This is a genomic window from Caulobacter sp. (assembly GCF_049283275.1).
In the GTDB taxonomy this organism is placed as follows: domain Bacteria; phylum Pseudomonadota; class Alphaproteobacteria; order Caulobacterales; family Caulobacteraceae; genus Caulobacter.
The window spans coordinates 1-23,718 of the sequence record NZ_JBAPVS010000285.1 but is presented as its reverse complement, the minus strand read 5'-3'; the positions used below and the strand labels follow the sequence as shown (position 1 = coordinate 23,718).

General features: G+C 68.7%; 24 protein-coding genes and 1 pseudogene. 15 read left to right on the top strand and 10 right to left on the bottom strand.

Translation table 11 applies throughout. The annotated features are described in order from the left end of the window. A partial coding sequence (locus tag WAL33_RS16335; protein WP_422182579.1) for a hypothetical protein occupies positions 1-835 on the top strand: 835 nt, incomplete at its 5' end. A 162-nt stretch (positions 836-997) separates the two neighbouring features. Here the strand turns inward: WAL33_RS16335 and WAL33_RS16330 are convergent. Continuing rightward, positions 998-2,407 (bottom strand): hypothetical protein, encoded by a 1,410-nt coding sequence (locus tag WAL33_RS16330; protein ID WP_422182578.1) that lies wholly within the window; start codon positions 2,405-2,407, stop codon positions 998-1,000. Between the two features lie 254 nt (positions 2,408-2,661). Between WAL33_RS16330 and WAL33_RS16325 the strand changes: the two genes are divergently transcribed. Then, positions 2,662-3,237, top strand: a complete 576-nt coding sequence (locus tag WAL33_RS16325) for an SH3 domain-containing protein (RefSeq protein ID WP_422182577.1) — start codon at positions 2,662-2,664, stop codon at positions 3,235-3,237. Positions 3,238-3,317: 80 nt separating this feature from the next. Here WAL33_RS16325 and WAL33_RS16320 read toward each other — a convergent pair whose 3' ends face one another. Continuing rightward, positions 3,318-4,037, bottom strand: a complete 720-nt coding sequence (locus tag WAL33_RS16320; protein ID WP_422182576.1) for a DUF2059 domain-containing protein — start codon at positions 4,035-4,037, stop codon at positions 3,318-3,320. Positions 4,038-4,158: 121 nt separating this feature from the next. On the opposite strand from WAL33_RS16320, the gene WAL33_RS16315 reads away from it, so the two are divergent. Then, the gene (locus WAL33_RS16315; protein WP_422182575.1) at positions 4,159-5,766 is read left to right on the top strand and encodes a serine hydrolase; all 1,608 of its coding nucleotides are present in this window, start codon (positions 4,159-4,161) and stop codon (positions 5,764-5,766) included. 29 nt (positions 5,767-5,795) lie between these two features. On the opposite strand, the gene WAL33_RS16310 is transcribed toward WAL33_RS16315, so the two are convergent. From WAL33_RS16310 to WAL33_RS16295, 4 genes are all read right to left on the bottom strand, one after another. Next, positions 5,796-6,434, bottom strand: a complete 639-nt coding sequence (locus tag WAL33_RS16310) for a hypothetical protein (RefSeq protein ID WP_422182574.1) — start codon at positions 6,432-6,434, stop codon at positions 5,796-5,798. 327 nt (positions 6,435-6,761) lie between these two features. Then, positions 6,762-7,364, bottom strand: coding sequence for a TetR/AcrR family transcriptional regulator (locus tag WAL33_RS16305; RefSeq protein ID WP_422182573.1), 603 nt, complete (start codon positions 7,362-7,364; stop codon positions 6,762-6,764). Between the two features lie 81 nt (positions 7,365-7,445). After that, positions 7,446-8,093 carry a TetR/AcrR family transcriptional regulator gene (locus WAL33_RS16300; protein WP_422182572.1) on the bottom strand — a complete coding sequence of 216 codons (648 nt, stop codon included), beginning with the start codon at positions 8,091-8,093 and terminating at the stop codon, positions 7,446-7,448. Next, entirely contained in the window at positions 8,090-8,257 is a 168-nt protein-coding gene (locus WAL33_RS16295) for a hypothetical protein (RefSeq protein WP_422182581.1), read from the bottom strand. Before WAL33_RS16295 ends, WAL33_RS16300 begins: the two co-directional genes overlap by 4 nt. A 388-nt stretch (positions 8,258-8,645) precedes the next feature. Between WAL33_RS16295 and WAL33_RS16290 the strand changes: the two genes are divergently transcribed. Together WAL33_RS16290 and WAL33_RS16285 are read left to right on the top strand one after the other, a co-directional pair. Continuing rightward, positions 8,646-8,843 (top strand): twin transmembrane helix small protein, encoded by a 198-nt coding sequence (locus WAL33_RS16290; protein ID WP_422182571.1) that lies wholly within the window; start codon positions 8,646-8,648, stop codon positions 8,841-8,843. A gap of 45 nt (positions 8,844-8,888) precedes the next feature. Next, positions 8,889-9,467 (top strand): cob(I)yrinic acid a,c-diamide adenosyltransferase, encoded by a 579-nt coding sequence (locus WAL33_RS16285; protein WP_422182570.1) that lies wholly within the window; start codon positions 8,889-8,891, stop codon positions 9,465-9,467. 33 nt (positions 9,468-9,500) lie between these two features. Here the strand turns inward: WAL33_RS16285 and WAL33_RS16280 are convergent, their stop codons facing one another. Beyond that, positions 9,501-9,776: a hypothetical protein gene (locus tag WAL33_RS16280; RefSeq protein WP_422182569.1), complete on the bottom strand. Its 276-nt coding sequence runs from the start codon at positions 9,774-9,776 to the stop codon at positions 9,501-9,503. A gap of 181 nt (positions 9,777-9,957) precedes the next feature. Between WAL33_RS16280 and WAL33_RS16275 the strand changes: the two are divergent. The 3 genes and pseudogenes from WAL33_RS16275 to WAL33_RS16265 all read left to right on the top strand — a co-directional run. Continuing rightward, positions 9,958-11,268 (top strand): annotated as a pseudogene (locus WAL33_RS16275) (aminotransferase class V-fold PLP-dependent enzyme); the annotation flags it as partial. A 220-nt stretch (positions 11,269-11,488) separates the two neighbouring features. Next, on the top strand, positions 11,489-12,235 hold the full coding sequence (locus WAL33_RS16270) for an electron transfer flavoprotein subunit beta/FixA family protein (RefSeq protein ID WP_422182568.1): 747 nt from the start codon (positions 11,489-11,491) through the stop codon (positions 12,233-12,235). After that, entirely contained in the window at positions 12,235-13,176 is a 942-nt protein-coding gene (locus WAL33_RS16265) for an electron transfer flavoprotein subunit alpha/FixB family protein (RefSeq protein ID WP_422182567.1), read from the top strand. The genes WAL33_RS16270 and WAL33_RS16265 overlap by 1 nt, the downstream gene beginning before the upstream one ends. 91 nt (positions 13,177-13,267) lie before the next feature. Here WAL33_RS16265 and WAL33_RS16260 read toward each other — a convergent pair whose 3' ends face one another. Further along, positions 13,268-13,399: a hypothetical protein gene (locus tag WAL33_RS16260; protein ID WP_422182566.1), complete on the bottom strand. Its 132-nt coding sequence runs from the start codon at positions 13,397-13,399 to the stop codon at positions 13,268-13,270. 119 nt (positions 13,400-13,518) lie between these two features. Between WAL33_RS16260 and WAL33_RS16255 the strand changes: the two genes are divergently transcribed. After that, on the top strand, positions 13,519-14,397 hold the full coding sequence (locus WAL33_RS16255; RefSeq protein WP_422182565.1) for a LysR substrate-binding domain-containing protein: 879 nt from the start codon (positions 13,519-13,521) through the stop codon (positions 14,395-14,397). A 196-nt stretch (positions 14,398-14,593) separates the two neighbouring features. Here the strand turns inward: WAL33_RS16255 and tpiA are convergent, their stop codons facing one another. Next, a complete protein-coding gene (tpiA, locus tag WAL33_RS16250) occupies positions 14,594-15,355 on the bottom strand; it encodes a triose-phosphate isomerase (RefSeq protein WP_422182564.1) in 762 nt (253 codons plus the stop codon). A 159-nt stretch (positions 15,356-15,514) separates the two neighbouring features. Between tpiA and WAL33_RS16245 the strand changes: the two genes are divergently transcribed. Then, positions 15,515-17,491 (top strand): peptidyl-prolyl cis-trans isomerase, encoded by a 1,977-nt coding sequence (locus WAL33_RS16245; protein WP_422182563.1) that lies wholly within the window; start codon positions 15,515-15,517, stop codon positions 17,489-17,491. After that, positions 17,488-19,023 (top strand): anthranilate synthase component I, encoded by a 1,536-nt coding sequence (gene trpE / locus WAL33_RS16240; RefSeq protein ID WP_422182562.1) that lies wholly within the window; start codon positions 17,488-17,490, stop codon positions 19,021-19,023. The genes WAL33_RS16245 and trpE overlap by 4 nt, the downstream gene beginning before the upstream one ends. On the opposite strand, the gene WAL33_RS16235 is transcribed toward trpE, so the two are convergent. After that, positions 19,020-19,235 (bottom strand): hypothetical protein, encoded by a 216-nt coding sequence (locus WAL33_RS16235; RefSeq protein ID WP_422182561.1) that lies wholly within the window; start codon positions 19,233-19,235, stop codon positions 19,020-19,022. The genes trpE and WAL33_RS16235 overlap by 4 nt on opposite strands. 116 nt (positions 19,236-19,351) lie before the next feature. Here WAL33_RS16235 and WAL33_RS16230 point away from each other — a divergent pair, with 116 nt between their 5' ends. From WAL33_RS16230 to trpC, 4 genes are all read left to right on the top strand, one after another. Next, complete coding sequence (locus tag WAL33_RS16230) at positions 19,352-21,037, top strand: tetratricopeptide repeat protein (RefSeq protein ID WP_422182560.1); 1,686 nt, start codon at positions 19,352-19,354, stop codon at positions 21,035-21,037. 115 nt (positions 21,038-21,152) lie between these two features. Then, positions 21,153-21,749, top strand: a complete 597-nt coding sequence (locus WAL33_RS16225) for an aminodeoxychorismate/anthranilate synthase component II (RefSeq protein WP_422182580.1) — start codon at positions 21,153-21,155, stop codon at positions 21,747-21,749. A gap of 3 nt (positions 21,750-21,752) precedes the next feature. Continuing rightward, positions 21,753-22,781, top strand: coding sequence for an anthranilate phosphoribosyltransferase (trpD, locus tag WAL33_RS16220; RefSeq protein ID WP_422182559.1), 1,029 nt, complete (start codon positions 21,753-21,755; stop codon positions 22,779-22,781). Next, positions 22,778-23,566, top strand: coding sequence for an indole-3-glycerol phosphate synthase TrpC (trpC, locus tag WAL33_RS16215; protein WP_422182558.1), 789 nt, complete (start codon positions 22,778-22,780; stop codon positions 23,564-23,566). Before trpD ends, trpC begins: the two co-directional genes overlap by 4 nt. Positions 23,567-23,718 lie beyond the last annotated feature (152 nt).

Here is a 23,718-nt window from a genome sequence, read left to right as displayed (position 1 = left end):
GTCGCCGGAAGCCCGGGCGGCCCAGACCGCCCTGGCCGCGATGCCGATGGCGGACGCCGTCAAGACGCTGACGCCCGGCGCTCAGGGGCCGGGGAAGCTCGCCCAGGCCAAGTCGCTGCTGCTGAAGCTGGCCGACGGCTCGGGCGCCTCCAAGACCGAACAGGTCCAGGCCTATGTCGACCTGCACAAGCTGGTCCTGCTGGATCCCGACCGCACCTGGTTCACCCAGAGCACGCAGGAGGACCGCAAGGCCTATGCGGCCATCATGAGCGGCGGCGCGATCAGCGGCGAGATCGAGCAGGCCGCCAACGACTTCAACCACTGGAGCATGTCGCAGGACATGCGCTCCAACGTGCCGCGCAAGAACCTGGCGCACCTGAACGCGATGTCGCCGCTGGAGCAGCAGATGGTCTTCGCCGGCACGGTCGGCTGGGACATGGCCTCGCTGGACCAGTGGAAGGCCCAGATGGAAATCGACATCGTCAATGTCGACAAGATGATCGCCATGGACGAGGCCGAGAAGAAGACCCGCAAGTCCAGCAAGACGCCTTCTGAAACCAAGGCCGCCGAGGATGGCGCGCCGGCGGCGGAAGAGGCTTCGCCCGAGGCCAAGGCCCTGGCCGCCCTCGCCTCGCCCGACCAGGGCGACGGCGTCGCGGCGGCGGCCCTGAAGATGTTGCAGAAGGCCGCCGAGGCCCGCGCCGAGGCCAAGGCTGAAGCCGAGAAGGACCAGGCCGAGCAGGACCGCGAGGACGCCGCCGCGCCGACCGACGAAAAGCCGCGAGCGATCCTCCAGCCCTATGCGATCGGCGAAAAGGTCGACAAGGCGGTCTAACGGGCGAACATCGACAGGCGTTCGCCCCTTCATGTTGTCATCCCGGAAGCCTCGCAGAGGCTGTCCGGGACCTAGGGGACTGGGCGGATGCGGTGCGGTTCACCTGGGTCCCGGACAAGCGCTGCGCGCTTTCCGGGATGACAACTCAAATCGAGGACACCCCTACGGCGCGTCGGCCACGGCCCACGAGAAGTCGGTGTGGGTGGTCTGGTTGGTGAAGTAGGCCGGGTCGGTGAAGAAGGAGATCGGCCTGTTGTAGTTGGCCGGGTAGTTGGCGTTGCCGATCAACGCCACCCCGTGGCAGCTCACGCAGTTGGACGTCACCCCCGCCGGGATGCCGGGCGAGGTCTCCAGATAGGGGTTGAAGCAGACCTGCATGGTCGCGCCGCCCGGGCTCGTCGTCTGGGCGTAGGCCGTGCAGCTGGCGTAGTTGCTCCATGGCGCGCCCAGCCCGGCCGGCTGGCCCTGCTTGCTGCCCGGGAAGTTGTTTGGCGCATCGGCGCCCGGCTGCCACCAGTAGGTCTGCCAGGTCCAGAACGGGATTTCCTTGGTGTTGACGTGCATGGCCAGCAACACGCTGTAGTCGCCGGCCGCGGCCTGAACCGAGCCGCCGCCGGTGGCCGCATTGAAGCTCTGGGCCTCGGCCGCGTTCAGCTTGGCGGCGTAGAAGGTGCTCAGCGGCGCCCACAGATAGGTCTGGCAGGCCAGGTTCTGGGCCTGGACGCTGGCGGCGACGCTGGCGATCTCGGCCGGCGTCGCCGCGCGAACCCCGCCCGTCCCGTTCGGCTGGACCAGCACGCAAGCCTTCCAGGTGTCGGGCGTGGGGTTGGCGGCGTTGGTCGAGGCCGACGGGCCCTGCCACACCGGCTGGACGGTCAGGCCGCTGGCCTTGACCAGGCCGAACACCGGCTTGGTCTCGATGGCCTGGGTCGGAAATTCGTTGATGCCCCGGTCCTGGGGCGTGGTCCCCGCCGGCCACGAGGCGTTCAGCTTGGTGAGGCTGGCGCCGCTGGCGTAGGAATAGGTCCCGCCCCCCGGTCCGGACTGCGGGGAGCCGATGAAGGTCGCGGCGCTGGGATCGAACTTGACGTCGACCGCGATGGGAAAGTTGGCGTGGACCGCCATCGCCAGCGCTCTTAGACGGGCGTCCTTGGTGTGATGGAACTGGGCCGGCGCCTGGAACTTGCGATCGGTGCTCGGCTTGGCCGCCGCGCCGGTCTTGAGCGCCGCGTCCTGGGCCTGGGGCTGCGGGAAGACCGTCGTGGCGTCGGCCCAGGTGTCCCAGATCGGCAGCTGCTGCTGGTTGACATACTGACCCGAGGGGGCGGTCATGGCCTGCCACAGGCTCCAGGCGTGGCCCTGGATCGCCGCGGTGTCGCTGTTGGCGACCCAGCCGTTGATGGTGGCGGCGGGAACCGGGAAGTTAGGCCCGACCGGCAGCGGCACCGGCGTCACCGCGCTCGCGGCCATCGCGCCGACCTCGCCCCCCGTCGTGGCCTTCTTGCCGCCGTCGCAAGCCCCGGCGGCCAGGACCAGCACCGCGGTCGCCGCTCTCAAACCGATATCGCGCATGTGCGCCTCCCTGATCCGCGGGCGCTCTGACGGCGCGCGCGCGAGTAGTAACGACCGCATCGATGCAATCGTCAATAGCAATAGGCGCAGGCGCTCGCATCGCGCGATCCGGACGGCCGATCGGCAAATCGCCCGGAAAATCCACATGAACGAAATCTGTCGGCCGCCCCGCGACGCCGTTCAGCTTCACCTTGGCATGGTGCGTCTCACGGGGCCGACGGCTCCGAACCATTCAAGGGACGAAAGACCAGACCATGACCACCGTGACCCTCACCAAGAAGATCAGCCTGGGCCTGGCCATGACCGCCACCGCCCTGACCATGGCCGCCGCGCCCACCACCGCCAGCGCCATGTCCCAGAAGCTGGGCGGCGTCATCGGCTGCAACGCCTCGGGCGGCAAGCAGGAGGCCGGCGCCGTGATCGGCGGCCTGCTGGGCGCCGTCGCCGGCAACAAGCTGGCCAAGGGCAACAAGGGCGCGGGCACGGCCATCGGCGCCGTGGTCGGCGCGGGCGCGGGCTCCTATGCCGGCTGCCAGATGCAGAAGAGCCGAGCGGCCGACAATGCCGGCGGCGTCTACACCAGCAACGGCATCCGGGTGTCCAACGCCGTCGACGCCGCGCCGATGACCAAGATCAAGGGCAAGTACGTCGCCCGCTCGACCCTGAACCTGCGCAGCGGCGCCACCACCCGCGCCCAGGCCGTGGGCTCGGTCCAGGCCGGCGAGACCTTCCAGGCACTGGGCCGCACCGACGACGGCAAGTGGATCCTGGTCGGCCAGGACGGCGTCGGCGTCGGCTATGTCAGCAGCGCCTACGTCTACCGGGCGTAACCAGACGAGCCGCTTAGCGTCAGGCCCAGTACAGCAAGCCCGTCTGCTCCCCGGCAGGCGGGCTTGTTGTTGTTCGGGGATTACGACGTCTTCGGACAGGCTCCCGAAGTCAGCCCCCGGGTCTTGAGCGCGGCGCACATGCGGACCTTCAGCCGGCTCTTCATTTCATCAGTCAAACCCCGGCTGACCTCCATGCTTCCGACCGACGCGCCCAGAACCTCCATGATCGCGGGATGGTTCAAGACATAGAGACCCATGTCCTGTTTTTCGGCCTCGGTTAGAACCTGCGGATCGCGAACAGATTTCTGCCCCAGCGGGCTCTCGTAGAAAGCCAGCGCGTCGGTCAACTGTGCCGCCGTCAGCCGGACGGCGTAGTAGCGGGTCAAGCCCTGCATCATCTTGTCGATGACGTCGTCCCGGGTCCCCGCCAGGGCCTCGTCGACGGCCGCCAAGAATTTGGCCTTGGTCGCCGCTGGCTGGTTCGCCACGCTCTGGACGATCTGGCCCTTGGCGAGCTCAAGCCCCATGGCCACGCCCCGATCCAGGCCGGCGCGTAGGTTCATCGCCTTGACGAACCGATCGCCCAGCGCGAGCTGATCGGCGGAGATCGGCTGCGTCCCCAAGGCCACGGCCGCCGCAGCGCTATTCAAGGTCTGAAGCGCCTCGACCTCCGTCTCGGCCTTGGCCGCGGCCGGCGTCGGCACGGAAGGCTGAACTTGCGCCCTGGCGTGGGGCGCGCCCACGGAAAGAAGGCAGGCCGCGCTAAAGCCGGCCAGGATGGTCTTGCGAATGTAATTCATGAAGCTCCCCCTCGACAGTCGCCCCTACCATCGCCGTGCTGGCCGCACCAGCCGCGCTCGTCCTTGCCCCGCCCTCACGGCTAGGCTTGAGTGCGCCTCTGACTTCATCCGGGACGCCTCCATGATCGCCACCACCCGCCGCGCCGCCCTGCTGTCGGCCTTCGCCACTGGCGCCCTGGCCGCAACGCCGCGCCTGGCCTTCGCGCGGCAGACCGGCAAGGCGGGCGCGGCGATCGACCAGTTCGCCCAGGAGGTCATGGCCGCCTTCCCCGACGAGCCGGGCCTAGGGATCTGCGTGGTCGAGGACGGCCAGATCACCCTGGCCAAGGGCTATGGCGTGCGCCGCCTGGGCGGGGCCGACAAGGTCACCGACTCCACCCTGTTCGGCGTGGCCTCCAACACCAAGGCCTTCACCGCCGCCGCCCTGGCCATGCTGGTCGAGGAGGGCAAGGTCGCGTGGGACGCCCCGGTCACCCAATACCTGCCCAATTTCGAGATGAGCGACCCGATCGTCACCAAGCTGATGACGGTGCGCGACCTGCTGTGCCACCGCTCGGGCCTGACCCTGGGGGCCGGCGACCTGATGATCTGGCCCAACCCCACCCACAGCCGGGCCGACATCGTGGCGGGTCTGAAGCACCTGCCGATCGGCGGCCAGTTCCGGGGCGGCTACGCCTATGACAACGTGCTGTACGTGGCCGCCGGCGAGGTGATCGCCGCCGTCACCGGCGCCCCGTGGGAGGTGTTCATCCAGACGCGGATCCTGGACCCGCTGAAGATGACCGACAGCGTCCCCCTGCCCTCGCTGATCGGAAGCCGGCCGCGGGCCGAGCCGCACGCCCGGATGGGTCCGCCGGTGCGGGGCCTGGGCCCGCAGACGGTCCTGCCGTTCGACGGCAGCTTCGACTCGGCGGGGGCGGCCGGCGGCCTCAACACCACCCCGCGCGACATCGGCAAGTGGATGCAGGTCCAGCTGGGCCTGGGCGCGGCGCCGGGCGGGGTCAGGCTGTGGACCGAAGCCTCGGGCCGCGAGATGTGGAAGCCCCAGACCATCACCGCCTGGTCCGACGGCCCGACCGCCGACAACCCGGTGCGCGCCAGCTTGCAGGCCTACGCCCTGGGCTGGTTCGTCAACGACCATCGCGGCGAGAAGATCGTCTGGCACACCGGCGGCCTGGCCGGGTTCATCTCCTATACCGGCCTGCTGCCGGGCCGGAAGTCGGGGATCATGGTGATGACCAACGCCGAGGAGAACACCGTCTTCCGCTCATTGCGCTACGGCGGTCCGGACCGGCTGCAGGGGCGCAGCGACTTCGACTGGATCGCCTCCAGCAAGAAAGTCCAAGCCGAGGCCGACGCCAAGACCGTCAAGGACGCCGCCGAGGCCATGACCCCCAAGGGCGGCGGCGCGCCCCCCACCCTGCCGCTGGCGGCCTATGCCGGGACCTATCGCGATCCCTGGTACGGGACGGTGACGGTGTCGGTGGCCGGGAAGGGCAAGAAGGCTCGGCTGAAGATCGCCTTCGACAAGACCCCGGCCCTGCGCGGCGCCCTGGAGACCTTCGACGGCGACACCTTCAAGACCCGCTTCGTCGATCGCTCGCAGGAGGACGCCTTTGTGGTGTTCTCGGTGAAGGACGGCGCGGTGACGGGCGCGACCCTGCGCGCGGTCTCGCCGCTGGCGGACTTTTCCTATGACTATCAGGATTTGAAGCTGACGAAGATCTGAGGGCGGCGGAGGGGGAACCCGGCGCCGGTTCAGGCCGGCTTCTGCAGCACGACCGCCGAGATCTTATAGGGACGGAACAACCAGAGCAGCCTGTGCAGCCGGGCCTTGGTCTTCTGGAGTCCTCCGCGCAGGATCGCCGACTTCACGATCGTCCGCACGACCTCGATCGGGTCGAACCGGTCGGAGCTTTCGATGACCGCCTGATGGACCACCCGATAGCGGGGAAACAGCGCGGCGACGCCGGCCGGCGTCGGGCGGAAATAGGTGTCGATGGGATCGTAGTGCAGCGGGTAGCTGTACGGCACCGTGACGACGATGAACCCCTCGGCCGGCAACAGGTCGTCGCACTTGGCGGCGAAAGCGGCCCGGTCTTCGAGATGCTCGAAAATGTTGCAGCAGAGAATGGCCTTCGCGCCGACCGCCCGCAGCCTGGCTTCAATGCGCGGCTCGTAGAAGTTGCCGCTGATCTCGATGCCGTCGCCTTCCTTCAGGTCGGCGGTCACGATCCGGACGCCTCGCTCCCGGAGGGGGGCGTGGACGAACCGGTCGATGTGAGGCTTGCCCACCGTGCGGAATTCCAGGGTCGACGACCCTAGCTCGAGCACGGGCGAGATATCCTGCAGGGCGGCCAAGGTGGCGCCGATCCACTGCGCTTCTTCCGGCCTCATCGAGAGCCCCCTTCGCCAGCCATGCCCAGGGCGAGCATGAGCCGGCACGGGGACCGACGCGCTCCCTCTGGTTGCAACAACGCCAACCACTCCGACAGCTAGACGCTATCGCGAGATACAGGCGGCGTGAAGGAGGATATCGCGTGATTTATTTTCGCGCTTCGAGACCCTATTCCCGGTCGCAGGGAAAGAAGATTCAGTCCTCGGCTCGACCCCTTCAAGGTTTGGGCGCTAGAGACAAGATCTCGACCCCAAACTGAGCGGTGAACAGGGACGCTCTCATCTTCCGCGCGCCCTGGCGGTTTGCCAGAACGGCGGGGTCACCGCCTAGTCCATTCGCCAGCCCTGGGCGATGAACTGGATCTGTTTGTCCATCATCGCCGACAGCTCGCTGGCCGAGGCCTGTTTGCAGGCGGCCATGCGATAGTTCCAGGCGTAGGAGGCCTTGAGGACGTCGATCACCGTCTGAGGGTCGAGGTCGGGGCGGACGTCGCCGCGCGCGACCCCGTCCCGCAGCACCTCGCGCAGCATTTCGGTCAGCCGCTCGTTGCGCCCGTAGGGCGTGACGCCGGGATCCTGGCTGGAGCTGTAGGAGGCCGCGATGTGGGCCAGGAACAGCTTCACCCGCCGGGTCTCGAACTCATAGTGGATGGCGAAAATCGAGCCCAGCCGGTCAGCGGTCGAGCCGCGCAGAAAGGGCAGGACCCGATCGAACTCGGCGTAGAGCTCGCCCAGACGCCTGGTCATGACATGGCTGAGCACCTCGGCCTTGGAGGCGAAGGTGGTGAAGACGCTGCCGACCGAAACCCCCGCCCGTTCGGCGATCGCCCGAATGGTGGTTTCCTCATAGCCAGTCTCGTTGAATAGATCCTGCGCGGCCTCGAGAACCCTCTCGCGAGTCGCCAGTTTCTGATCGTCTCTTACGCCCACGCACCGTCCCCCCGGATCTAGCGTCGCTCTATTAAATCCGAGGGCGGGCGCTCGACAAAGAGCATCCGCCCTCGGCCGTATTTACGCGCGCGCGCCCGCCAGGATGACTTTCAGTTGATCCGAAAGTCGCGACAGCAATGCCTCGACCGACCAGGCGTCGAAAATCGCCCGGCGATAGTTGGCGACATACACGTCCCAGATGATCTCGGCGAGCAACTTAACGTCCGCGTCACTCTTCAGTTCACCACGTTCGACGCCGCGGTTCATCACGCCGGCCAACAGGTTGAAGATGTGCTTGAGGTGGCCGCGGTTGCGGCGCTCGGCCGATTCCGACCGCGTCCAGGACACCGCGATGCTGGCTTGCAGCAGCGGCAGCTGGTCGACGTGGAAGCCGTAGGCGACCGCGAACATGCCGATCACGCCTTCTTCCACCGTCGTGGCGGCGAGGCTGGCCTGTTTCATCTGAGCGTAGATGATCTCGTAGTCGGTGGTCAGGATTTCGTCGAACAGCTCGCTCTTGTCCGAGAAGCTGGCGAACACCGCGCCCGTCGACATGCCGGCGGCCTGGGCGATGTCGCGGATGGTCGCGCCCTCGTAACCACGCTCGGTGAACAGGCTGCGGGCGGCCGACAGGACGCGCTCGCGGGTGCGCTGCTTGGCCAAGGCCCGGCGCGTCAGCTTGACGGGGGCGTCGGACGGCGACTCGATATTCAGGGATACAAAACTCATTGGACGGTCTCCAGGCGAGCAAGCGCGGCTTCGGCGCGCTTCTCGAACTCAATGCAATATTCATCGACGACGTCCTCAAGGACGGCGGCGTAGCGGCGCGCCAAGGCGCGTCCGTCTTGTGCGGCGTCGCGCAGATCGGTGATCAGTTGGCGGACTTCAGCCATGGCGTCTTCGCGCTCGGACGCGGAGAAGGCGGCGTCGGCGATGCGAGCGCTTTGGGCCAAGCTGTTTTCTCCTGCCTCCCCGCTGGAAAGGGCGCTGACATGACCTGCGGTGAGGAGTTGATCATGTTCAACGAACGCGTACTGAAATTTTAAAGTGGCGCGTCTATCCCGTGCCGCAAGGGCGCGCAACCTAAAAACTGAACCGAAATCAACGAACGGCAACGTTTGGCCTATGTATGGTACCGTTCGCGCCCGGTCACTGCGACAAATGAACTCAACGAACAGAGTCGGCGAATCTCGATATGGAACCCTCGCACCCGGCCTGGATCCGTCCGGGCGTCGGCGGCGCTCTGGCCAAGCCTGAAGCAAGCGCCTAACTTCCGTCGCCATGAACCACCTGTTCGATTTCCTGGTCCCGATCGCGCTCGGCGCGGTTCTGATCACCCTCTGCATCGGCATCTACGCCCTGTTCCGGGGCGGAGATTTCGGACGCTCCTATTCCAACAAGCTGATGCGCCTGCGCGTGGCGCTGCAGTTCCTGGCCGTGCTGGTGCTGGTCGCCGCCTTCTGGTGGCGCAGCCACTGATGCGTCCAATGGCGCGCCAGCGTCCTCGATAAGCGAGCCCGCCCGATGGTCACCTTGAACCGCATCTACACCCGCACCGGCGACAAGGGCCTGACGCGGCTGTCGACCGGCCAGCCGGTCAGCAAGGCGTCCCTGCGGGTCGCGGCCTATGGCGGGGTCGACGAGACCAACGCCTTCATCGGCGTCGCGCGCCAGCACACGAAAGGCGACGCCGAGCTCGACGCCCTGCTCGAGCGCATCCAGAACGACCTGTTCGACCTGGGCGCGGACCTGGCCACCCCCGAGCAGAACGAAAAGCCGGAATGGGAGCCGCTGCGGGTGGTCGACAGCCAGGTCGAGCGGCTGGAACGCGAGATCGATGCGATGAACGCCCGGCTCTCGCCCTTGACCTCGTTCGTCCTGCCCGCCGGCAGCCCCGCCTCGGCGGCCCTGCACGTGGCCCGCACCGTCTGCCGCCGCGCCGAGCGCAAGCTGGTCGAGTTGATGGGCGTCCAGGGCGAGATCGTCGGCGAGCCGGCCCTGCGCTACCTCAACCGCCTGTCGGACCTGCTGTTCGTCGCCGCGCGCCGCGCCAATGACGACGGCGCGGCGGACGTGCTGTGGAAGCCGGGCGCGACGCGGTAGAAGGCCTTCTCGCCTTGCGGAGAAGGAAGAAGGTTATTTCTCCGGCGCGTGCTGGGCCCGAGGGCCCTTCATCTTGCTCGGATCGGTGTTGATCGGCGGCAGTTTGGGATCGGGCCGCATGGTGATGATGTTGAGCGGCGTGATGGTCGCGCACTTCAGCCACTTGCCGGCCCAGGCGTGGTCGGCCCCCCTGGCTTCGCAGCGGGCCTTCGGCCACACCCAGACATAGTGGTAGGTGAACACGCTGAGGGCCCCGACCACGAACAGGCCCAGGAAGATCAGCTGCAGGCGCTTGATGTTGCTCTTCATGCGCCGCCTCATACTGGGCCGCCGCGAGACTGGCCAGAGGCTAATGCGCCAGAACGCGGCGTCGGCGCCTGCTTGGCGGTCGCACCGCGACTTCCGACGCGCGCGCCAGCTTGACCGCTTGCGGACCGCGCGGCGATCGGACCTCCTGCGGGCGTCCTCCCCTGTTCGGATCGAACCTGCGATGCCCGCCAAGACCAGCCGCCGCCAACTGCTCAAGTCCGTCGCGGCGGGCGCTCCCGCCCTGTTGACCGCGCCGGCGGCGATCGCCGAGACGCCGGCTGCGCTAAGGCCGACGGTCCTGCGGCCCGGCTCGATCCCGGTCTCGACCCTGCCCAGCCACTACGACGTCGAACCGGGGATCCACAATCTGGAGGCCGGCTACTGGAGCATGATGCCCCGGGTGGTGGCCCAGGCCTTCGCCCGCCACACCGCCGAGGTGAACCGCGCCAACGCCATCTGGGCCCGCAACGTGCTGCCGGGCGGCGAAGGCTGGTACGCCACCGCCCGGCAAGCCCAGGCCTCGATCGCCCGCATGGTCGGCTGCGCGCCCGGCGAGATCGCCGTCACCCGCAGCGGGGCCGACGCCCTGCAGATGCTGATCACCAACTACAAGCCCCTGAAGCCGGGCGAGGCGGTCATCCATTGCGATCTCGACTACGACGCGATGATCGCGGCCATGCGCTGGCTGGGCACGCATCGCGGCGCCCAGGTGGTGGAGTTCGCCATGCCCGAGCCGGCGACGACCGCCAACATCCTGGCCGCCTACGAGGACGTGCTGAAGCGCACGCCGAACGCCCGGCTGCTGCTGGTCACACAGGTCTCCAACCGGACGGGACTGGTCACGCCGGTGAAGGAGATCGTGGCCATGGCGCGCGCCCGGGGCGTGGACACCATCGTCGACATCGCGCACGGCGTGGCGTGCCTGGACTTCCAGATCGAGGATCTGGGCGCCGATTTCGCCGGCTGGTCGGTGCACAAGTGGACCTCGGCGCCGCTGGGCACCGGCGCGATGTACATCCGCCAGAGCCGTTTGGCCGACATCGACATCGCGTTCGGCAGCCACATGCCGGCCGACGACATCAACGCCCGCGTGCCGCCCGGCACCGTCAACTTCGCCGCCGTGCAGACGATCCCGACCGCCGTCGACTTCCACTTCGCGGTCGGCGGCGCGGCCAAGGAAAAGCACCTGCGGTCCCTGCGCGACCGATGGGTGGACGCCGTGCGAGACCGGCCCAATGTCGAGATCTGCGTGCCCGACGACCCGGCCCGCTACTGCGCGATCACCAGCTTCCGCCTGAAGGGCATGGCCACCGACGCCGACGCCCAGCGGGTCCAACGCGTGCTGTTCGAGCGCTATCGCATCCACACGATCTGGCGGACGGGGATCCGCAAGGGGCCGGTGATCCGGGTCACGCCGGGCCTGTTCAGCACCGACGCCGACGTCGACGCCCTGGGCGCCGCCTTGCGGGCCGAGCACGCGATGCTGCTCTAGACGCTTCGGCGTCCTTCCGCCGCCCGCCCATATCCCGCCGGATTGGCATGTGCTTGTGTGTGCGGCGCAGCAGACGCATGCGTGTAACTATCGTACAACTGTTTGAACCTGACGGGCGTTTCTGCATTACGCTTACGTCAGGGGAAACTTGCAAAGCCGCGCGGACACGCTAATCCCGTCGGCGCAGGCAGGAAAACTAGCCAGGAGGCGGCGTAGACCGATGAAGGTTCTGGTCCCGGTCAAACGGGTTATTGATTACAACGTGAAGGTCCGGGTGAAGCCCGATCAGACCGGTGTCGACCTGGCGAACGTCAAGATGTCGATGAATCCCTTCTGCGAGATCGCGGTCGAGGAAGCGGTCCGGCTGAAGGAAAAGGGCGTCGCGACGGAAGTCGTGATCGTCTCGATCGGCCCGGCTCAAGCCCAGGAAACCATCCGCACGGCCCTGGCCATGGGCGGCGACCGCGGCATCCTGATCACCACCGACGCCGATCCCGAGCCGCTGGCCGTGGCGAAGCTGCTGGCGGCCGTCGTGGCCGAGGAAAACCCCAACCTGGTGCTGATGGGCAAGCAGGCCATCGACGGCGACAACAACGCCGTGGGCCAGATGCTGTCGGCCCTGCTGGGCTGGCCGCAAGCCACCTACGCCTCGGCGATCGAAGTCTCGGGCTCGACCGCCAAGGTCACCCGCGAAGTCGACGGCGGCCTCCAGACCCTGGACGTCGATCTGCCGGCCATCGTCACCGCCGACCTGCGCCTGAACGAGCCGCGCTACGCGTCGCTGCCCAACATCATGAAGGCCAAGAAGAAAGAGATCGCGAGCAAGACCGTCGCCGACTACGGCGTCGACATCGCCCCGCGTCTCAAGGTGGTCAAGGTCGCCGAACCGGCCAAGCGCTCGGCCGGCGTCAAGCTCGAGTCCGCAGCGGACCTGGTCTCCAAGCTCAAAACCGCGGGGGTGCTCTAATGGCCGTTCTCGTCGTCGCCGATAACGACAACGCGCACCTGCGCGACGGCACCCACAAGACCGTCACCGCCGCCCTGAAGCTGTCGGGCGACGTGGACGTGCTGGTGCTGGGCAAGGGCGCCAAGGGCGTCGCCGACGCCGCCGCCAAGATCGCCGGCGTGCGCAAGGTGCTGCTGGCCGAGAGCGACGCTCTGGGTCACGGACTGGCCGAGGCGCAAGCCGACGCCGTGCTGGCCCTGGCCGGCAATTACGACGCGATCCTGGTGCCGGCCACCTCGGGCGGCAAGAACTTCGCCCCCCGCGTCGCCGCCAAGCTGGACGTCGCCCCGATCTCGGAAATCGTCGAGGTCGTGTCGCCCGACACCTTCACCCGGCCGATCTATGCCGGCAACGCCCTGGAGACCATCCAGACCAGCGACGCCAAGAAGGTGATCACCGTCCGCACCACCGCTTTCGCGGCGGCGGCGGAAGGCGGCTCGGCCCCGGTCGAGACCGTGGCCGGCGCCGAGGCCGGCAAGACCCGCTTCGTCAGCGAAGAGATGGTCAAGTCCGACCGTCCGGAACTGGCCGCGGCCAAGATCGTCGTCTCGGGCGGCCGCGCCATGGGCTCGGCCGAAGAGTTCCAGAAGGTGATCGAGCCCCTGGCCGACAAGCTGGGCGCCGCCGTCGGCGCCTCGCGCGCGGCCGTGGACGCCGGTTATGCGCCGAACGACTACCAGGTCGGCCAGACCGGCAAGGTGGTCGCCCCGGCGCTGTACATCGCCATCGGCATCTCGGGCGCCATCCAGCACCTGGCCGGCATGAAGGACTCCAAGATCATCGTCGCCATCAACAAGGACAGCGACGCCCCGATCTTCCAGATCGCCGACTACGGCCTGGTGGCCGACTACAAGACCGCCGTGCCCGAACTGATGGACGCCCTGACGGCGGCCGGTAAGTAAGGCTTTCGCTTTCGAGTGGATGCGGAAAGGCCCGGGAGCGATCCCGGGCCTTTTTCTTTGCTCCTCACCCGCGTCGCGGGCCAGGAGAAGATCACCGCGGGCTGTGCACCGGCGTGCTGGCGTCCCAGGGGACTTCGGCGTTGGGCAGCGGAGCCGACAGCTTGTCGACCGAGGCGAACAGGAAGGTCAGCACGGCGAGGCCGGAGATCAGAAGCAGTTTCATCGGAGCACCTGTGAGCATGGGTTGCGGCCTCACCGGCCTTGCTCAGCTAAAATGGCTCGACGGGCTGGTAATTACGAACGATGGTATCTGACCGAACTTGTGAGCCAGACTAACGACCTATGCGCCTGCCGCCGTTCCTGACCCTGACCGCCCTGGAGGCCGCCGCCCGCCATCGCAGCTACAGCCGCGCGGCCCGCGAGCTGCACGTGACGCACGGCGCGGTCAGCCAGCAGATCCGCAAGCTGGAGGACGAGCTGGGGACCAAGCTGTTCGTCCGCCAGGGCAACGCCATGGCCCCCACCGCCACCGGCCAGCGGCTGGCCGGCCAGGTCACCGCCGCCCTGGCCGCCCTGCACGCCGGGGTCGACGAGGCCCGGCTGGCGGCGCGGGGGCCGCTGGTGATCAGCAGCAGCGCCGCCTTCGCCAGCCGCTGGCTGGTCACGCGGCTGGAGCGGCTGGCGCGCGAGACCGACGAGCCCGACCTGATCGTCCGCGCCGAGGACCGGGTGGCCGACTTGACCACCGACGGCGTCGACATCGCCCTGCGCTTCGGCTGCGGGGTGTGGCCCGGCGTCGAGGCCGCCACCCTGATGATCGAGCGGATCTTCCCGGTCTGCAGCCCCGACTTCCTGGTCCGCCACCCGATCAAGGAGCCGCGCGACCTGCTGGACGTCCCCCTGCTGCGCCATGTGGGCCTGCCGTGGTCGATCTGGCTGACGGCCATGGGCGTCGACGAGGCCCCGCGCCAGCAGGGCCTGGGTTTCGAGGACACCGCCCTGATGCTGGACACCGCCGCCCACGGGGTGGGCGTGGCCCTGGCCCGCAGCGGCCTGGCCGAACGCGACCTGCGCGAAGGGCGGCTGGTGCGCCCCTTCGCCGGCGAGGTCAGCGTCGAGACCGGCAACCACTTCGTCTGGCGCGCCGACAGTCCCAAGCTGGCGCGGATCCTGAAACTGCGCGACTGGTTCCTGGCCGAGACGGCGGAGCTGCGGGTCTAAGGATAGCTTCGAGCTATCCTTTTAAACGCCCGTCATTCCCACCCTTGTGGCGGGAACCCCTTTATCCGCCGCAAGGGCAGAGGTGTGGCGCGCCGGCGCGCCAAGGCGCTGCACCGTCGGCTGAACCGGGGGTTCCCGCCACAAGGGCGGGAATGACGAACATATAAGTAGGGTCACCTCTGAATGTCGATCCGCCCTAAGCCGCTTCGATGATCGCCAGGAAGTCCGCGGCCTTCAGCGAAGCGCCGCCGACCAGGGCGCCGCCGACTTCGGGCAGGGCCAGGATCTGGCCGGCGTTGTCGGGCTTCACCGAACCGCCGTAGAGGATCGGCACGGTCGCGCCTTGGTCGCCGAACCGCTCGATCAGCACCGCGCGCAGCGCCTCGTGGATGTGCTCGATGTCGGCCGGGGTCGGCGTCCGGCCCGTGCCGATGGCCCAGACCGGCTCATAGGCCACGGCGAAAGCTTGCCCCGCCAGCGAAGCGGGCAGCGAACCCCGGGCCATGCCGGTGACCACCGCCTCGGCCTGGCCCGCGTCGCGCTGGGCCAGGGTCTCGCCGAAGCAGATGATGGGCTCGAGCCCCGCGGCCAGGGCGGCCTCGACCTTGGCCGACACCAGGGCGTCGCTTTCGCCATAGGCGGCGCGACGCTCGGAATGGCCGAGAATCACCATCCGGGCGCCGGCGTCGACCAGCATCGCGGCCGAAATGTCGCCGGTATGCGGTCCGGAGGCGGCCGGGTGGCAGTCCTGGCCGCCGACGATCACCGCCTCGCCGGCCATGGCCTCGGCCATCCGGTGCAGCAAGGTGGCCGCCGGACAGATGGCGACACGGGCGGCGGGCGGCTTGGCGGCCAGCGCGGCGGCCACCGCACGGGCCTCGTCGAGCGAGGCTTGAAGGCCGAACATCTTCCAATTTCCGGCGATCAGCGGCCGGGGCGTGGTCAGCGAAAGGGTCATGCGCCCGGTTTGGGACCCCAGGCCGGTCGGAAGTCAAGACCGGTTGCGCCCCGCCGCCGCTTGCCCGGCCCCCCACGGCTCTACTATACCCGCAGCTCGCGTCTGTTCCGTCGCCCTGCGTGGAATCCGCGCGATTTTCGAGGAAGGTTTCTCCCAGTCATGCTCGCCGGCTTCCGCTCCTTCGCCAAATCGCCGTTCGCGGTGGTCCTGTTTGGTCTGCTCATCATCAGCTTCGCGGTGTTCGGCATCAGCGACGTGTTCCGCCATCCCCCCGGCAAGTGGGTGATCGCGGCCGGTTCGCGGAATATGTCGCCGGAGGACTTCAAGGCGCAGTTCGAGAACTACCGTAAGCGCGAGCAGGCCCAGGGCCAGATCATCACGCCCGACATCGCCGTCCAGCAAGGCGTCGACCGCAGGATGCTGACCCAGCTGGCGCTGCAGGAATCCCTGGCCGAGCTGTTCCGCAAGTTGGGCGTGCGCGCGTCCGACAAGCTGGTGGGCGACACCCTGCGCGAGCAGCTGGCCGGCCTGCCGCCTGGCCAGCGCCCGTTCGATCCGATCACCGGCAAGTTCGACGCGGTGATGTATCAGCGCCTGCTGGCCCAGAACGAGCTGACGCCCGCCCGCTACGAGGCCTCGTTGCGCGACGACATCGCCCAGGCCCATGTGTTCAGCGCCGTGGCCGCCGGCCTGCGCGCGCCGCGCATCTATTCGGCCCTGCAGGCCGCCTACGGCCTGGAAGGCCGCGACCTGGCCGCCTTCGCCGTCAATCCGGCGACCGTCGAACGGCCGGGCGCCCCGACCGACGCCCAGCTCCAGGCCTTCATGAAAGAGCACGCCGCCCAGCTGACCCGTCCCGAGACCCGGATCCTGTCGATGGCTCGCTTCAGCGCCAAGGCCCTGGAAGGCGTCGTGACCGTGCCCGAAGCCGACATCGTCAAGACCTACAACTTCCGCAAGGACACCCTGGGCACGGCCGAAACGCGGTCGTTCGTCCAGATCGTCGCGCCCGACGCCAAGGCCGCCGCGGTGATCGCCCAGCGCCTGGCCAAGGGTGACCAGCCGGCCATCGTCGCCAGCGCCTACGGCAAGCAGCCGGTGATGATCGATTCCAAGCCGAAGTCCGCCCTGCCCGACCGCAAGGTGGCCGACGCGGTGTTCGCCTTGACGCCCGGCCAGGTCAGCGCGCCGATCAACGGCGACCTCGGCGTCTCGGTGGTCAAGCTGGTCAAGATCAACCCGGCCGCCCTGCCCAGCCTGGAATCGCAACGTCCGGCCATCGAGGCCGAGCTGAAGGCGCAGGCCGCCCAGACCAAGGCCTATGAGCAGACCCAGACCTATCAGGACGCCCACGACGGCGGCGCCAACCTGATCGACGCGGCGACCAAGGCCGGCGCCCTGGTGCTGACCACCTCGCCGATCGCCGCCAACGGCGCCGACCAGAGCGGCCAGCCGGTCCCCGGCCTGACCCCCGACGCCCTGAAGGCCGCCTTCGAACTGCCCGCGGGCGGCGAGAGCGAGCTGATCGAGGCCGGCAAGGGCGAATATTTCGCCGTCCGCGTCGAAAAGGTCATCCCGTCGGCCCTGCCGCCGCTGGCCGAGATCCGCGAGCCCCTGGCCCAGCAATGGATGCTCGACCAGCTGCTGGCGCGCATGAAGGTCAAGGCCGATGAACTGACCGCCCGGGTCAAGAAGGGCGAGTCGCTGGAAGCCGTGGCCGCCTCGGCCCAGACCCAGGTGCAGCGCGTGCCCAACATCAGCCGTCAGAACGCCCGCCAGTTCCAGGGCCTGGGCCGCGACCTGCTGCTGGCCGCCTTCGGCGCCAAGCCGGGCGCGCCGTTCGTCGCGCGCGGCCCGCAGGGCGGCTACCTGGTGGCCGTGGTCGAGAAGGTCCATCCGGGCGCGCCCGAGCAGGTGGCTCAGATCACCGAGGCCCTGCGTCCGCAGACCTCGGAGGGCCTGTTCCGCGACGTCGGCCAGGCCGCCCAGGAGGCCGCCCGGACCCAGCTGAAGACCAAGGTCAACCTGACCCTGGCCCGCCAGGCGATCGGCGTCGACACCAGCACCCTGCCCGCCGAAGACGGCAAGGCTCCGGCCAAGCCCAAGGATAAGGCTCCCAAAGGCCTGGCTCAATGAGCCTGGAGCCCGGTCTCGACACCTTTACGACCGTCTACGAGTCCGGCCGCCCGCAGGTGGTCTGGACCCGGCTGATCGACGACCTGGAGACTCCGGTCTCGGCCTATCTGAAGATCGGCCATGGGCGGCCCTACGCCTTTCTGTTCGAAAGCGTCGAGGGCGGCGCCTGGCGCGGGCGTTATTCGATCGTGGCCATGAAGCCCGATCTGGTCTGGCGCTGTCGCGGCGACCAGGCCGAGATCGCCGAGGGCGACGACATCGCCGCCGGCCGCTTCACGCCCCAGGCGGGCGGCGCGCTGGACAGCCTGCGCGACCTGGTCGCCCGCTCGCGGATCGAGCTGCCGGCCGGTCTGCCGCCGCCGTCGGCCGGCGTGTTCGGCGCCCTGGGCTACGACATGGTCCGCCTGGCCGAGCGCCTGCCGGACGTCAACGAAGACACGCTGGGCCTGCCGGACGGGATCATGACCCGGCCGTCGATCGTGGCGGTGTTCGACGCCATCGCCCAGGAGATCATCCTGGTCACCACCGCCCGGCCGCAAGCCGGCGTGTCGGCCGCCCAGGCCTACGCCGCCGCCCAGGGCCGGATCGAGTCGGTGATGGCCGATCTGCGTGGCCCGTTGACCCAACAGGTCCCGCGCCAGAGCCACGGCCAGGCCGAGTTCACCACCCCGGTCAGCCGCGAGGACTACGCGGTCGTGGTCGAAAAGGCCAAAGAGTACATCCGGGCCGGCGACATCTTCCAGGTGGTGCCCAGCCACCGCTTCCGCGCGCCGTTCCCGCTGGAGCCGTTCGCCCTCTACCGCTCGCTGCGGCGGACCAATCCATCGCCGTTCCTGTTCTTCCTGGACCTGGACGGCTTCAACCTGGTGGGCTCCTCGCCCGAGATCCTGGTGCGCCTGCGCGACGGCAAGATCACCATCCGCCCGATCGCCGGCACCCGTCCGCGCGGCGCCACGCCCGAACAGGACCTGGCGCTGGAAAAGGAGCTGCTGGCCGATCCCAAGGAACGGTCCGAGCACCTGATGCTGCTGGACCTGGGCCGCAACGACGTGGGCCGGGTGGCCATGCTCAAGCACGCCGGCGGCAACGACCCGGCGGCCAAGGCCAAGCACGCCAACGTCCGCGTGACCGACAGCTTCAAGATCGAGCGCTACAGCCACGTCATGCACATCGTCTCCAACGTCGAGGGCGACGCGCCCGACGGCGTGGATCCGGTCGACGTGCTGATGGCCGCCCTGCCCGCCGGCACGCTCTCGGGCGCGCCCAAGGTGCGGGCCATGGAGATCATCGACGAGCTGGAGGTCGAAAAGCGCGGCATCGGCTACGCCGGGGCGGTGGGCTATATCGGCGCCGACGGCTCGGTCGACACCTGCATCGTGCTGCGCACGGCCCTGGTCAAGGACGGCATGATGTACGTCCAGGCCGGCGGCGGCGTCGTGGCCGACAGCGACCCGGACGCCGAATATGACGAGACCCTGCACAAGTCCCGCGCCCTGAAGCGCGCGGCCGAAGAGGCTTGGCGTTTCGCCTAGCTGGGCGGGTCGCCCAGGCGGTCGGACGGCAGATGCTGGACGACCGCCGGCGGGGCCATGACCATCACCACGGCGAAGGTCACGGCGCTGAACGCGGCGAAGGCGGCGGCGATCAGGACCGGTCCCATCTTCTGCCGACGCATCGGCTTGCGCAGCAGGGCCCGGGCATAGGCCAGGGCTGCGGAGTCGAGAGCAGAATCAGCGGGGTTCATGGCGATAGGATGCCCGAGCCCCGGCCCGCCGCAATGTTCCATATCGTCGCGAATCACATGCATTAAAGCTCGACCCCAGGTGGTTTCCGCAGTTCTTCCTCCCGAAGGGAACCGCAGTGCAGGATTTGATCGCCGCCCGCTTCCACCAAGGCCTCGCCCACCACCAGGCGGACCGGTTCATCGAGGCGCAAACCGCCTATAGCGAGGTGCTGACCGCGGATCCTCGCCACGTGGAGGCCTGGCGGCTAATGAGCCTGCTGGCCGAGCAGTTCGACCGGCCCGACCTGGCGCGGGATTGGGCCGACAAGGCCCGCGCGCTGGAACCCGGCAAGATCCACCACGTGTTCGGCGAGGGCGTGGCGCTGCAACAGCTCGGTCGCTGGGTCGAGGCCGAGGCCCGCTACCGCAAGGTCATCGCACGCGCGCCCCAGGCGCTGGAAGCCCTCAACAATCTGGGCCTCGTCCTAGGCAGGCAGGGCCGCAACGCCGACGCCCTCGTCTTCTTTCGGCGGGCGGTCAAACTGTCGCCGGACTCGCTGGTCTTCCGCAACAATCTCGGCATCGCCCTGATGGATCTGGAGCGTTACGCCGAGGCCGAGACCTGCTTCCGCGCCGCGATCGCACTGGATCCGCACCATGTCGGCGCGCGCCACAACCTGGGCAAGTCGCTGCACCGCCAGCGCCGGCTCGATGAGGCCGGCCAGGTTCTGCAGCAAGCGTTGCGACTCGGGCAAGACGATCCGCGAATCCTCCACGACCTGGGCGTGACGCTGTCGGATTTGGGCCGGGTCGCCGACGCCGAGATGGTCTACCGCACCGCCCTGGATTTGGCGCCCGAGGACGCCGAGCTGCACTACAATCTCGGCACGACCCTGTTGAAGGCTGGCCAGCATCGCGAAGGCTGGGCGCATTACCACTGGCGCTGGAAGACCGACGGCCGACCGGACAACCGCGTCTTCACCCAACCGGAATGGGACGGATCCCCTTTGCCCGGCGGCACGCTGCTGATCACCGCCGAACAGGGCTTGGGCGACATCCTGCAATTTTGTCGCCTGGCGCCGTTGGCGGCCGCCCGCCTGGCGCCCGACGCGCGGTTGATCCTGGAGGTCCACCCGCCGCTGATTTCGCTGCTGCGTGACCAATGGCCCGGGATCGAGGTCATCAGGTACGGCGATCCCCTGCCCCCCTTCGACGCCCATCTGCCGCTGCTCAGCCTGGGCGGGGTGTTGGAACAGGATCATCGGACCATCGACGGCGCGCCCTATCTGCGGCCCGATCCTGAGCGCGTGGCGGCCTGGGCCTCGCGCCTGGCGTCGCTGAAGGGTCTGAAGGTCGGCCTGGTCTGGTCCGGCGGGCGACGTCCCGGGCAGCCGAAAATCGACGCGGTCGACAAGCGCCGCTCCGTTCGGCTCGCACAACTCGCGCCCCTGGCCTCCGTGCCGGGCGTGACCTTCGTGTCCCTGCAGAAGGATGAACCGGGCCTGGAGGCGCGCGACCCACCACTGGGCATGGCGATCAACGACTTCACCAGCGATCTGACCAGCTTCGCCGAGACCGCGGCCCTGGTCGCCAATCTGGACCTGGTGATCAGCGTCGACACCGCCGTCGCCCACCTGGCCGGAGCCATTGGAACACCGGTCTGGCTGCTGAACCGCTTTGACACCTGCTGGCGCTGGGAACTGGAGCGCGAGGACACCCCCTGGTACGCCGGCCTGCGGCAGTTTCCTCAACCTGCGGCGGGCGATTGGGACAGCGTCGTCGCGGCCCTGACGACGGCGCTGGCCGAGCGCGCTTTGACCTGAGCCCTAGCCTGGCCCTTGCAACCCCGGCTGAACTGGACGATGTACCCCTGCGTCCATGACCGCGCGTAAGGACCCGCAGCGTTCGGGCGGTCTATTCCTAGAGCTTGGCGGCGTCATGATCCTGGTCATCGATAACTACGACAGCTTCACCTACAACCTCGTTCACTATCTGAACGAGCTGGGTGCCGACACCGTCGTGCATCGCAACGACGACCTGTCGGTGCAGGAGGCCCTGGGCCTTCGCCCGCAGGCGGTGCTGCTGTCGCCGGGCCCCAAGGCCCCCGACCAGGCCGGCATCTGCCTGCCGCTGCTGCGCGGCGCGCCCGACGACCTGGCGATCCTGGGCGTGTGCCTGGGCCACCAGGCCATCGGCCAGGCCTATGGCGGCGACGTGATCCGCGCCAAGGCAGTGATGCACGGCAAGACCAGCAAGATCTTCCACAACGACCAGGGCGTGTTCAAGGGCCTGCCCAACCCGTTCGTCGCCACCCGCTATCACAGCCTGGCGGTCGACAAGGCCACCCTGCCCGACGACCTGGAGATCACCGCCTGGACCGAGGACGGCGAGATCATGGGCGTGCAGCACAAGACCCGTCCGGTCTACGGCGTGCAGTTCCACCCCGAATCCATCGCCACCGAAGGCGGCCACCAGTTGCTGGCCAACTTCCTGGACCTGGCCAAGGTCCAGCGCGACGCGGCGATCTGGGTCTAGACCATGTCGGACGCCTTCAAACCCCTGCTGGCCAAGCTGGCCGACGGCCAGACCCTGGACGAGGAAGACGCCGAGATCTTCTTCGCCGCCTGCCTGCGCGGCGAACCGACCCCGGCCCAGGTGGCCGCGGCGGTCACCGCCATGCGCCTGCGCGGCGAGACCGTGGGCGAGATCACCGCCTGCGCCCGCGCCATGCGCCGGGCGGCCATCCACCTGGAGCACCCCTATGACGTGATCGACGTCTGCGGCACCGGGGGCGATGGCCTGCACACCCTGAACATCTCCACCGCCGTGGGCTTCGTGGCCGCCGGCGGTGGGCTGAAGGTCGCCAAGCACGGCAACCGGGCGATCACCTCCAAGTCGGGCACCGCCGACGTCCTGGCCGCCCTGGGCGTCAATATCGACGCCAGCCTGGCCCAGCAGCGTCACGCGCTCGATACGGCCGGCATCTGCTTCCTGTTCGCCCAGGCCCACCACGGGGCGATGAAGCACGTCTCGCCGATCCGCCAGCAGTTGGGCTTCCGCACCATCTTCAACCTGCTGGGCCCGCTGACCAATCCCGCCGGCGCCAAGCGCCAGGTCGTCGGCGTCTCGACCCACCGCTTCGTCGAACCCGTGGCCAAGGCCCTGGGGGCCCTGGGCGCAGAGCGCGCCTGGTCGGTGCACGGCGAGGGCATGGACGAGCTGACCACCACCGGCGAGACCGAGGTCGCCGAGTGGCGCGACGGGTCTCTTCGCCTGTTCACGATCACCCCGGAAGCCGTGGGCCTGCCGCGCGCGGCCCTGGCCGACATCACCGGCGGCGATCCGGCCTTCAACGCCGCCGCCCTGACCGCCCTGCTGGACGGTCAGAAGGGCGCCTATCGCGACATCGTCATGCTCAACGCCGCAGCCGCCTTCCTGGTGGCCGACAAGGTCGAGACCCTGCGCGAAGGCGTCGAGCTGGCGGGCGCCGTGCTGGACGATGGCCGCGCCCAGGCCGCCCTGGCCGGTCTGGTGGCCGCCACCAACAGTGAACCCGTAAGCGCATGACCGACATCCTCGCCAAGATCGCCGCCTACAAGCGCGAGGACGTGGCCGACCGCAAGCGTCGGCGGTCCATCGCCCAGGTCGAGGCCGCGGCCAAGGCCGCCAACGGTCCCCGCGGTTTCAAGGCCGCCCTTGAGGCCGCCCATAGTCCCGGAAAGCTGGCCCTGATCGCCGAGATCAAGAAGGCCTCGCCGTCCAAGGGCCTGATCCGCGCCGACTTCGACCCGCCGGCCCTGGCCCGCGCCTATGCGGCCGGCGGCGCGGCCTGCCTGTCGGTCCTGACCGACGGTCCCAGCTTCCAGGGCGCCGACGGCTATCTGATCGACGCCCGCGCGGCGGTCGCCCTGCCCTGCATCCGCAAGGATTTCCTGGTCGATCCCTGGCAGGTGGCCGAGAGCCGCGCCCTGGGGGCCGACGCCATCCTGGTGATCCTGGCGATGATCGACGACGCCCTGGCCGCCGACCTGATCAGCGAAGCCGCCCGCCTGGGCATGGACGTCCTGGTCGAGGTGCACGACGAGGCCGAGATGGACCGCGCCGGCCAGTTGGGCTCGACCCTGGTCGGCATCAACAACCGCGACCTGAAGAGCTTCGTGGTCGACCTGGCCGTCACCGAGCGCCTGGCCGCCCAAGCGCCCAAGGACGCCCTGCTGGTCACGGAAAGCGGTCTGTTCGTCCATGACGACGTGGTGCGGATGGAGGCGGCCGGCGCCACGGCCATGCTGGTCGGCGAAAGCCTGATGCGCCAGGCCGACGTGACGGCGGCGACCCGAGTCCTGCTGGGATAGAACGTTGACCGAATTCGATCCTATTGAGCTGGACGGCCGCAAAGGTCGCTTCTGGCGTGACTGGCGCGTGGTGACGGCAATCGCCGTCGTCGCCGTGGCCGGCCTTGGGGCCCTCGCCCTGGCCGTGGCACACGCCCCCCGCGCGCCCAAGC

Coding starts and splice junctions, on each gene's coding strand:
- trpE (WP_422182562.1), top strand. CDS start 17,488: ATGAGCCTGGAGCCCGGTCTCGACACCTTTACGACCGTCTACGAGTCC.
- WAL33_RS16265 (WP_422182567.1), top strand. CDS start 12,235: ATGGCCGTTCTCGTCGTCGCCGATAACGACAACGCGCACCTGCGCGAC.
- WAL33_RS16245 (WP_422182563.1), top strand. CDS start 15,515: ATGCTCGCCGGCTTCCGCTCCTTCGCCAAATCGCCGTTCGCGGTGGTC.
- WAL33_RS16225 (WP_422182580.1), top strand. CDS start 21,153: ATGATCCTGGTCATCGATAACTACGACAGCTTCACCTACAACCTCGTT.
- WAL33_RS16260 (WP_422182566.1), bottom strand. CDS start 13,399: ATGAAACTGCTTCTGATCTCCGGCCTCGCCGTGCTGACCTTCCTGTTC.
- trpD (WP_422182559.1), top strand. CDS start 21,753: ATGTCGGACGCCTTCAAACCCCTGCTGGCCAAGCTGGCCGACGGCCAG.
- trpC (WP_422182558.1), top strand. CDS start 22,778: ATGACCGACATCCTCGCCAAGATCGCCGCCTACAAGCGCGAGGACGTG.
- WAL33_RS16320 (WP_422182576.1), bottom strand. CDS start 4,037: ATGAATTACATTCGCAAGACCATCCTGGCCGGCTTTAGCGCGGCCTGC.
- WAL33_RS16315 (WP_422182575.1), top strand. CDS start 4,159: ATGATCGCCACCACCCGCCGCGCCGCCCTGCTGTCGGCCTTCGCCACT.
- WAL33_RS16270 (WP_422182568.1), top strand. CDS start 11,489: ATGAAGGTTCTGGTCCCGGTCAAACGGGTTATTGATTACAACGTGAAG.
- WAL33_RS16255 (WP_422182565.1), top strand. CDS start 13,519: ATGCGCCTGCCGCCGTTCCTGACCCTGACCGCCCTGGAGGCCGCCGCC.
- WAL33_RS16280 (WP_422182569.1), bottom strand. CDS start 9,776: ATGAAGAGCAACATCAAGCGCCTGCAGCTGATCTTCCTGGGCCTGTTC.
- WAL33_RS16300 (WP_422182572.1), bottom strand. CDS start 8,093: ATGAGTTTTGTATCCCTGAATATCGAGTCGCCGTCCGACGCCCCCGTC.
- WAL33_RS16290 (WP_422182571.1), top strand. CDS start 8,646: ATGAACCACCTGTTCGATTTCCTGGTCCCGATCGCGCTCGGCGCGGTT.
- WAL33_RS16235 (WP_422182561.1), bottom strand. CDS start 19,235: ATGAACCCCGCTGATTCTGCTCTCGACTCCGCAGCCCTGGCCTATGCC.
- WAL33_RS16325 (WP_422182577.1), top strand. CDS start 2,662: ATGACCACCGTGACCCTCACCAAGAAGATCAGCCTGGGCCTGGCCATG.
- WAL33_RS16310 (WP_422182574.1), bottom strand. CDS start 6,434: ATGAGGCCGGAAGAAGCGCAGTGGATCGGCGCCACCTTGGCCGCCCTG.
- WAL33_RS16330 (WP_422182578.1), bottom strand. CDS start 2,407: ATGCGCGATATCGGTTTGAGAGCGGCGACCGCGGTGCTGGTCCTGGCC.
- tpiA (WP_422182564.1), bottom strand. CDS start 15,355: ATGACCCTTTCGCTGACCACGCCCCGGCCGCTGATCGCCGGAAATTGG.
- WAL33_RS16295 (WP_422182581.1), bottom strand. CDS start 8,257: ATGGCTGAAGTCCGCCAACTGATCACCGATCTGCGCGACGCCGCACAA.
- WAL33_RS16285 (WP_422182570.1), top strand. CDS start 8,889: ATGGTCACCTTGAACCGCATCTACACCCGCACCGGCGACAAGGGCCTG.